Source organism: Pseudomonas sp. xss_2 (assembly GCF_043104195.1).
GTDB lineage: Bacteria > Pseudomonadota > Gammaproteobacteria > Pseudomonadales > Pseudomonadaceae > Aquipseudomonas > Aquipseudomonas urmiensis.
The window spans coordinates 1-8,880 of sequence record NZ_JBICKL010000110.1 but is presented as its reverse complement, the minus strand read 5'-3'; the positions used below and the strand labels follow the sequence as shown (position 1 = coordinate 8,880).

Below are 8,880 nucleotides of genomic sequence, written 5' to 3'. Positions count from 1 at the left end.
CCCAAAGTAGCCGTTCAAGAAATGTTGGTGGCAATTCCAATAAAACGCTCCGTATCCGTTAATTTTAGAATTACCAATATCGTTCAATTACTTGAATTTATTTCGAGAGTGTCGTGGCCACAGTCTTCCTTTCCATAGTCTATTTCTTCGATCCAGGCGAAGGCGCAAAATGCCGCAGCATTGACTAGGATATCGACCCCGCCGCACTGTGCACCGAGCCGCTCGGCCAGGCCATCCATCCACATGCGCAACCGTAAGCCGCAGCGCTGGCGGCGTGTAGGCCTTTCGCCCTCGTATCTGCTCCGGTCTGACATAACAACCAAACCGCTCGGGAATTTACGTACGAAGTAAATGAGCAGTTGATTTCGATAACCTTGCACCCGACCTGTTGAGCCTAGCACTGGCGCTCCGCTGGCGGCCGGGTTCTAATCAAGCTCCAGGCTGTAACCCACCCCATATACAGACCTGAGCGGGTCATGTCCTGGAGTTACCACTGACAGTTTGCGCCGTAAATTCTTAACGTGACTGTCTACGGTTCGGTCTGCGACCACGCGATGGTCCTGGTAGATGTGATTCATCAGTTGGTCGCGTGACAGCACTTGTCCTGGGCGTGCCGCCAGTGCTGCAAGCATGCGAAACTCTACCAGCGTTAGGTCCAGCGCCTCCCCCATGTAGCGCGCCTGGAATGATAGGGTGTCGAGTTCCACGCCTAGGCTCGGCGCCTGCTTCCCGCTACGGCGCAACACGGCCTTGACCCGTGCGACTAGCTCGCGTGGCGAAAATGGCTTGCAAATGTAGTCGTCGGCGCCCAGCTCCAAGCCCAGCAGGCGGTCGATCTCGTCGACCCTGGCGGTCATCATGATCAATGGCATCTGGCTGAAGCTGCGCAGCTCGCGGCAGATATCCAGGCCATCACGACCGGGCAGCATCAGATCGAGCAGGATCAGGTCGTACTGGCCCTGGCGGATCGCCGGGATCACCGCCAGGCCATCGGCCAGGTGGTCGACCCGGTAGCCACCTGCACGCAAGTAATCGCCCACCAGGGCGGCGAGCTTGGGTTCATCTTCCACCAACAGGATCTGGCTCATGCCTGGTCTCCGGCAACTGGGAGCGTGAGGGACAACAGCAAGCCGCCCAGGGCCGAGGCTTTGGCCGTCAGCTTGCCACCGTGCACTTCGGCGATGCCACGGCAAATTGCCAGGCCCAGGCCGGTGCCGCCGCTGGCACGGTTGCGCGAACGCTCGGCGCGGTAGAAACGCTCGAACAGGCGCGCCAGTGACACACTGTCCACGCCGGGGGCGGTGTCCTCGCATTGCACCAGCACCTGGTCGCCGTCCTGGAATGCGCGCAGCACCGTGTGGCCACCCGCATCGGTATAGCGGCGGCTGTTTTCCAGCAGGTTGTGCAGCAACTGGCCCAGGCGTGACTCATCGCCCAGCACCCACAGCGGTTTTTCCGGCAATTCCAGGCGCAATGCCAGGCCACGCTCGGCAAAACCGGCCTGAAAGGCATCGACCACCACCGGCAGCAGCACCCGCAGGTCGATGCGTTCGCGGCGATAGGTCGGGCCGCCAACCTCGGCCAACGACAGGTCAAACAGGTCGTCGACCAGTTTGCTTAGCGCCCCCACTTCGCCTTGCAACGAGCGCAGGGCGTTGCCATCGAGCGGGCGAATGCCGTCTTCCATGGCTTCCAGCTCGGCGCGCATCACCGCCAGCGGGGTGCGCAACTCGTGGGAAATATCCGCCATGAAATCGCGGCGCAGGCGCTCGTTGCTCGCCAGCGTGGCGGCCATGCGGTTAAAGTCGCCGGCCAATTGCCCAGCTTCGTCTGCCGAACGCACCGGCAGCTGGATTTCATAGTCACCTGCAGCCAGGCGATGGGTAGCACTGGCCACTTCACGGATCGGGCGCAGCAAGGCACGGCTAAGCCACCAGGCGATCACACCCGTGGCCAACAGGCAGGCAAGACCTATCAGCAGGCTGGAGCGCAGCTGGTTCAGCTGGAAGCGGCGGTCACCCACGCTGGTCACCGACTGCAGCGGCGCAAGGGCCATCCAGCCGACCACCTGTTCTTTATGCCTGATCTGGCGCAACAGCATTTCACTGCTAGGCCCCTGGTAGCCGATGATCGGCCGGCGCTGGGCATCGAGCAGGGCGAAGCGCACGAACGCGCCAGTCAGGTCGGAGACCGTCAGCAAGCTGGGGTCGAAAGTCTTGTCCGGCTGGCTGTCGTCCGGGCGCAGCAGTTCGAACCACTGGTCCTTGTCGCGACGGATGAAGTCCCAGCTGCCATTACGCGCATAGGCCTGCTCGACCCGCGGCACGATGCGATCCATGCGCTCCTCGGCTTGCTGATTGAGGTAGCCGAGAAAGCCATACTTCAAGCTCAGGTAGGCAGCGAACACCATGCCTAACACGGCGAAAGTGCAGACCACGAGCATCGCGAAGAAAAACTTGTGCGAAAGGCTGACTTTCATAGCTCCGCCGGTGAATTGGAATTGCCATCATTGAATCGTGCCAACTCCCGTGCCGCAAGGTGCGCATGCCAATCTCCACTCTTTCTGCACATTTGCTGCACATTTGCTGCACAATTCCCGCGCACGCTTGGGCCATCTAAATCAATTGGGTCGGAGCCTGCGATGCATACGTTATTCCACTCCCTGTTCTTTACACGATCACCTTTGTCCCGGGGGCTCCTGCTGGGCGCCGGCCTACTTGTCCTGGGGGGGTGCGGTGAGACCGAAACCGCTGCCTCCCCCGCTCCTGTACAGGAAGTGGCGGTGTATGAAGTGACAACCGCCGCCCAGGCCCTGACCACCACCCTGCCCGGGCGCGCCAGCGCCCACCTGATTGCCGAGATCCGTCCGCAAGTTGGCGGCATCATTCAGAAACGTCTGTTCAATGAGGGTGATACGGTCAAGGCCGGCCAGGCGCTGTACCAGATCGACCCGCAGACCTACCAGGCCACCTTGGCCCAGGCCAAGGCCACCGTCAGCTCGGCCAGAGCCACGCTGCGGGCTGCTGAACTCAAAGCCAAGCGTGATGCTCAACTGGTGAAGCTAGACGCAATCAGTGCCGAGGACAACGAAAGCGCCCAGTCAGCCCTGCTTGAGGCCCGTGCGAGCCTACAGTCTGCCTTGGCAGAGCAGCGTACTGCACAGATCAACCTCGACTACACCCGCATTAACGCGCCGATCGATGGCCGCACAGCCACCTCCACGGTCACCCCTGGCGCATTGGTCACTGCCGAGCAGACCACGGCCCTGACCACGGTACAGCAACTCGATCCGATCTACGTTGACTTCACCCAGCCGAGCAGCACCCTGCTGCGCCTCAAGCGCGAACTGGCCGAAGGCAAGCTGGCACGCAGCGGGCAGGCGGATGCCGCACGTGTGACCCTGGAACTTGAAGATGGCAGCACCTACGCCCATGCCGGCACCCTCACCTTCAATGGCGTGAGCGTTGACGAAAGCACCGGCAGTGTGACGTTCCGCGCAGTGGTGCCCAATCCCGATGGTCTGCTGATGCCGGGCATGTACATCAAGACAACGTTGCAGGAAGGCGTACAGAACGACGCCATCTTGGTACCGCAGCAGGCCGTCAGCCGTGACGAGCGCGGTGGCGCCAGCGCCCTGGTAGTGGTAGATGGCAAGGTAGAGCAGCGTGAGCTGACGTTGGCCCGTGCTGTGGACAACCGTTGGTGGGTTAGTCACGGACTGGCAGCAGGCGACAAGGTCATCATCGAGGGTCTGCAAAAGGTGCGTGTTCGCCAACAGGTGCAGGTGCAGACCCCCCCCCTGACCGCCCACAACGATAGCAACTGAGGCCCACCCCATGGCACGTTTTTTCATCGACCGGCCAATCTTCGCCTGGGTCATCGCCATCCTGATCATGCTTGGCGGTGGCCTGGCCATCTTCGAACTGCCGCTGGCGCAGTATCCCAACATCGCCCCGCCGCAGATCAGCCTCAACGCCACCTACACCGGAGCGTCGGCCAAGACCATGGAAGATTCGGTGACCCAGGTCATCGAACAGCAGATGACCGGCCTCGACGGCCTCACCTATATGTCCTCCACCAGCAGCTCGTCCGGCAGCGCCAAAATCACCCTGACCTTCGAGGCCGGAACGGATGTCAACACTGCGCAAATGCAGGTGCAGACCAAGCTGGAGCAGGCGAAGGCGCGCCTGCCCGATACCGTGCAGCAGCAGGGTATCCAGATCAACAATTCGGCCAGCGACTTCCTCATTATCGTTTCCCTGGTATCGGACAACCCTGATGTGAACGCCACCGACATCAGCGACTTCATCTCCAGCACCCTGTATGACCAGATCAGCCGGGTCAGCGGCGTCGGCGACGTGACCACCCTTGGTTCGAGCTACGCCATGCGCATCTGGCTGGCTCCGGACAAGCTCAAGCAATTCGCGCTGATGCCCTCGGACGTCACCAGCGCGCTGGAAGCGCAGAACGTCGACACCTCGGCCGGCCAGTTGGGCGCCCAGCCCGCCCGCGCAGGCCAGCAGCTCAACGCCACCATCAACGCCCGCAGCAAGCTGCAGACCGCCGCGCAGTTCCGCGACCTGGTGCTCAAGCACAACAGCGCCGGCGCCGTGGTGACCCTTGCCGACGTGGCCGCGGTGGAGCTGGGTAGCGAAAGCTACGACGTGGTCGCCGAGCACAATGGCCGGCCTTCCGGCGGCCTTGCAGTGAGCCTGGCCACCGGCGCCAACGCGCTGGACGTTTCGCAAGCGGTGCAAGCCAAGCTGGCCGAGCTGGAACAGTTCTTCCCCAGCAAGCTGCAACTGCGCAGCGAGGTGGCCTACAACACCGCGCCGTTCGTGAAGATTTCCATCGAGGAGGTGGTCAAGACCCTGTTCGAAGCCATCGCCCTGGTGGTGCTGATCATGTACCTGTTCATGCAGAACCTGCGCGCCACGCTCATCCCGGCCATTGCCGTACCGGTGGTATTGCTTGGCACCTTCGGCGTGCTGGCTCTGCTCGGCTACTCGATAAACACGTTGACCATGTTCGGCATGGTGCTGGCGATCGGCTTGCTGGTTGACGATGCCATCGTGGTCGTGGAGAACGTCGAGCGGATCATGGCCGAAAAAGGCCTGGCGCCCCGTGAGGCGACCCGCCAGTCGATGGGCGAGATCAGCGGCGCGCTGATCGGTATTGCCGTGGTGCTCTCGGCAGTATTCATCCCGATGGCCTTCTTCGGCGGCTCAACCGGGATTATCTACCGTCAGTTTTCGGTAACCCTGGTGGCGGCCATGGCTTTGTCTGTCCTGGTGGCGATGACCCTGACACCGGCCCTCTGTGCCACCCTCCTCAAGCCGGTGACGGCCCATGGTACAACGAAGCGTGGCTTCTTCGGCTGGTTCAACCATACCTTCGAACGTACCTCACAGCGCTACCAGCGCGGTGTCGGCAAGGTACTCGCGCGTCCGCTGCGCGGCCTGCTGGTCTACGTACTGCTGCTGGGTGGCGTGGCGCTGATGTTCGAGAAACTGCCCACGGCTTTTCTGCCTGAGGAAGACCAGGGCATGCTGATGATGCAGATGACCCTGCCGGTGGGCGGCACCGACGAGCGCTTGCAAGCGGTCAACCGCCAGGTTCAGGAATACATACTGCAACAACCGGAGGTGGCGTCGATCCTCACTGTGCGCGGCCTGGGTACCGGCGGTAACGCACAGAATTCGGGGCGTGCCTTCATCAAACTCAAGGACTGGAGCCAACGCCAGGGCGACGAACACAGCGCCACAGCGGTGGCACGACGGGCCAACATGGCGCTGTCAAAGATCCTCGATGCCAATGTGTTCGTCTTAGCCCCACCGGCTATCCAAGGCCTGGGGCAGAGCTCAGGCTTCGATGTGCAATTGCAGGACCTGGCTGGCGTCGGTCACGCCGAGCTGCTCAAGGCCCGCGATCAGTTCATTACCTTGGCGGCCAAAGACGCGCGCCTGGCCAACGTTCGTGCTCAGGGGCTGGAAGACACGCCCCAGCTGAACGTCGCCATCGACGACCGCAAGGCCGGTGCCATGGGTGTTTCCGCCAGCGATATCAATGACACCCTCAGCACCGTGATGGGCGGCAGCTACGTTAACGATTTCGTCGACGCCGGCCGGGTGAAGAAAGTCTACCTGCAGGGCGAGGCCGACAAGCGCATGCTGGCCGAGGATATCGGCGCCTGGTATGTGCGCAACGACAGTGATGCCATGGTACCGTTATCGGCATTCACCAACACCTCATGGAGCACCGCTTCGCCGTTGCTGGAGCGCTTCAATGGCTTCGGCTCGTACGAATTGGTAGGTGAACCGGCCAGTGGCGTGAGCTCCGGCGACGCCATGACGGCAGTCGAGCAGATCATGGCGCAATTGCCTGACGGCATCGGCTACGCCTGGACCGGGCAGTCATACCAGGAACGCATGGCGGGTAACCAAGCCCCCTTGCTGTATGCCATCTCGATCATGTTCGTGTTCCTGTGCCTGGCGGCGCTGTACGAAAGCTGGTCGGTGCCCTTTGCGGTGATGCTGGTGGTGCCGGTGGGGATCCTTGGCGCGCTGCTGCTGACAGGCCTGCGCGGCCTGGCCAACGATGTCTACTTCCAGGTCGGGTTGCTGACCACTGTGGGTTTGGCGGCGAAAAACGCCATCCTGATCGTCGAGTTCGCCAAAGAAGGATACGAGCGCGGCCAGGACCTCACCACTGCCATCCTGGAGGCCGTGCGCATCCGCTTGCGGCCAGTACTGATGACCTCGCTGGCATTCATCCTTGGCGTACTGCCGCTGGCACTGAGCAGCGGCGCCGGGGCCGGTGGACGAAAAGCAATTGGCACCGGCGTGCTGGGTGGCATGCTCGCCGCCACCCTGCTTGGCCTGTTCTTCATCCCGTTGTTTTATGCCCTTGTGCAGCGCTTGGCCGGCCGACGCGCTAGCACTGTCGATACTGTTGCAGGAGAAGCCTGATGCGTCTGTCCCCCTTGTTGCTGGCGCTGGTTCTCACTGGCTGCGTCAACCTCGCACCCGACTACCAGCGCCCGGCAGCACCGGTAGCCGAGCAGTGGCCAATCGCTACCAGCGCAAGCACCACGAGCGCCGATATCAGCTGGAAATCGCTGTTCACCGATGCCCGCCTACGCGACACAGTGGCGCTGGCGTTGACCAACAACCGCGACCTGCGCGTGGCGGCATTGAATGTCGAATACCAGCGAGCGCAGTACCGCATCCAGCGCGCCGAGCTGTTTCCGGCAGTTTCGGCAACTGCCGACGGTACCCGACAGCGCAGCGTGACCAACGGCAGCTCGGCGGTCAACAGCCAGTACAGCGTCGGCCTGGGCGTCAGCAGCTATGAGCTAGACCTGTTTGGCCGCCTGGGCAACCTCAAGGATGCTGCGCTGGAGCAGTACCTTTCGCTGGAGCAAACGCGCCGCAGCACGCAGCTCAGTCTGGTAGCCGAGGTCGCGACGGCCTGGATGACCCTGGCCGCCGACCAGCAACTGCTCAAGCTGGCCAATGACACCTATGCCAGCCAGCAGAAAACCTACACTCTGGTGCAGCAGAGCCATGGACTGGGCGGCGAGTCCGGGGTGAGTCTGGCGCAAGCGCGCAGTACAGTCGAGTCCGCTCGGGCCGATGCGGCCAATTATGCCAGCCAGGTCGAGCAGGACCGTAACGCGCTCGAACTGCTGGTCGGTCAACGCCTGAGCGACACGCTGCTGCCAGGCGACCAGCAGTTCGATACCACACTGCTGGTGGGCGTGCCGCAGGGCCTGCCCTCGAGCCTGCTGCAGCGTCGCCCAGACGTTTTGGCCGCTGAACATTCCCTGAAGGCGGCCAATGCTGATATCGGCGCGGCCCGGGCTGTGTTTTTCCCGAGCATTACCCTTACCGCCAGCGGCGGCAGCGCCAGTAGCGAGCTGTCCGGGTTGTTTAAAGGCGGCAGTGGCGCATGGAGCTTCGCCCCCTCGATCAACCTGCCGATCTTCAACGCAGGCAGCAATCGGGCCAGCCTGGATGCAGCCAAGGTCAACAGCGAAATCGAAGTGGCGACCTACGAGAAGACGATCCAGACCGCATTCAGCGAAGTGGCCGATGCGCTGTCAGTGCGTGGTCATATCAATGAGCGCCTTGATGCCCAGCGCAGCCTGACCGACGCTACCGACACCGCTTATCAGCTCTCGTTGGCCCTGTACAAGGAAGGCTCGGAAAGCTTTCTGGACGTGCTCGACGCCCAGCGCTCTTTGTATTCGGCGCAGCAGTCGCTGATCAACCTGAAGCTGACAGAACAGACCAACCGGGTGACCTTGTACAAAACACTTGGTGGCGAATGGGGCAAACGGTGAAAAATCCACTTGATACAAGCCCGGTGATGCCCCCGTCTGCTCTCAACATCGTTCAGAAAGAGCACTGTGTAGGCAGCTAATTTTCAGCCCCGCCCATCCGCGTCTGCGCACAGTAAGCATACATGGTGGTCGGATCAGTTTGGGGACCGAAGAACCACTCCCTCAGCGCATCGAGGGCACGGGTGGACGATGTGGGCTTTAGTTTCGTGGGCCGCAAAGCAAGAAAAAGCTGCGCTCGTCAATCAACTGCCAAGCTCTGCAACTGCGCCCCAATGTAACCCCAAGCCTGCTCGACCTCGGTTCTTCGAGAGGAGATTTAACGCCAACCCGGATGTACCCGAGCGCATAGGTGATAGGTACTCTCTTGCCCTAAGCGGAAGTCCATATTTGGAGGCACGGAATTAGCTTGTTTGGACTTCCCGACCTAGAAGCCTGACGGCTATTAACCACTGCAGACGTGACGATTAATGTACGGACGGCCCATAGCTCTGCATAAATGACAGCTATGGGCCAAATCCACGAGTGGCAGCTATCGA

At 61.6% G+C, this 8,880-nt stretch carries 5 protein-coding genes; 3 read left to right on the top strand and 2 right to left on the bottom strand.

The window, feature by feature from the left end:
• Positions 1–425: 425 nt before the first annotated feature.
• A complete protein-coding gene (locus ACF8K2_RS24975) occupies positions 426–1,088 on the bottom strand; it encodes a response regulator (RefSeq protein ID WP_392468443.1) in 663 nt (220 codons plus the stop codon).
• On the bottom strand, positions 1,085–2,479 hold the full coding sequence (locus ACF8K2_RS24970) for an ATP-binding protein (protein ID WP_392468441.1): 1,395 nt from the start codon (positions 2,477–2,479) through the stop codon (positions 1,085–1,087). The genes ACF8K2_RS24975 and ACF8K2_RS24970 overlap by 4 nt, the downstream gene beginning before the upstream one ends.
• 162 nt (positions 2,480–2,641) lie before the next feature.
• Here ACF8K2_RS24970 and ACF8K2_RS24965 point away from each other — a divergent pair, with 162 nt between their 5' ends.
• Genes ACF8K2_RS24965 through ACF8K2_RS24955 form a run of 3 tightly spaced genes read left to right on the top strand, consistent with a single transcriptional unit; the run spans position 2,642 to position 8,344 of the window.
• The gene (locus tag ACF8K2_RS24965) at positions 2,642–3,826 is read left to right on the top strand and encodes an efflux RND transporter periplasmic adaptor subunit (RefSeq protein ID WP_392468439.1); all 1,185 of its coding nucleotides are present in this window, start codon (positions 2,642–2,644) and stop codon (positions 3,824–3,826) included.
• A 10-nt stretch (positions 3,827–3,836) separates the two neighbouring features.
• Positions 3,837–6,968: an efflux RND transporter permease subunit gene (locus tag ACF8K2_RS24960; RefSeq protein ID WP_392468437.1), complete on the top strand. Its 3,132-nt coding sequence runs from the start codon at positions 3,837–3,839 to the stop codon at positions 6,966–6,968.
• On the top strand, positions 6,968–8,344 hold the full coding sequence (locus ACF8K2_RS24955; protein ID WP_392468435.1) for an efflux transporter outer membrane subunit: 1,377 nt from the start codon (positions 6,968–6,970) through the stop codon (positions 8,342–8,344). The genes ACF8K2_RS24960 and ACF8K2_RS24955 overlap by 1 nt, the downstream gene beginning before the upstream one ends.
• Positions 8,345–8,880 lie beyond the last annotated feature (536 nt).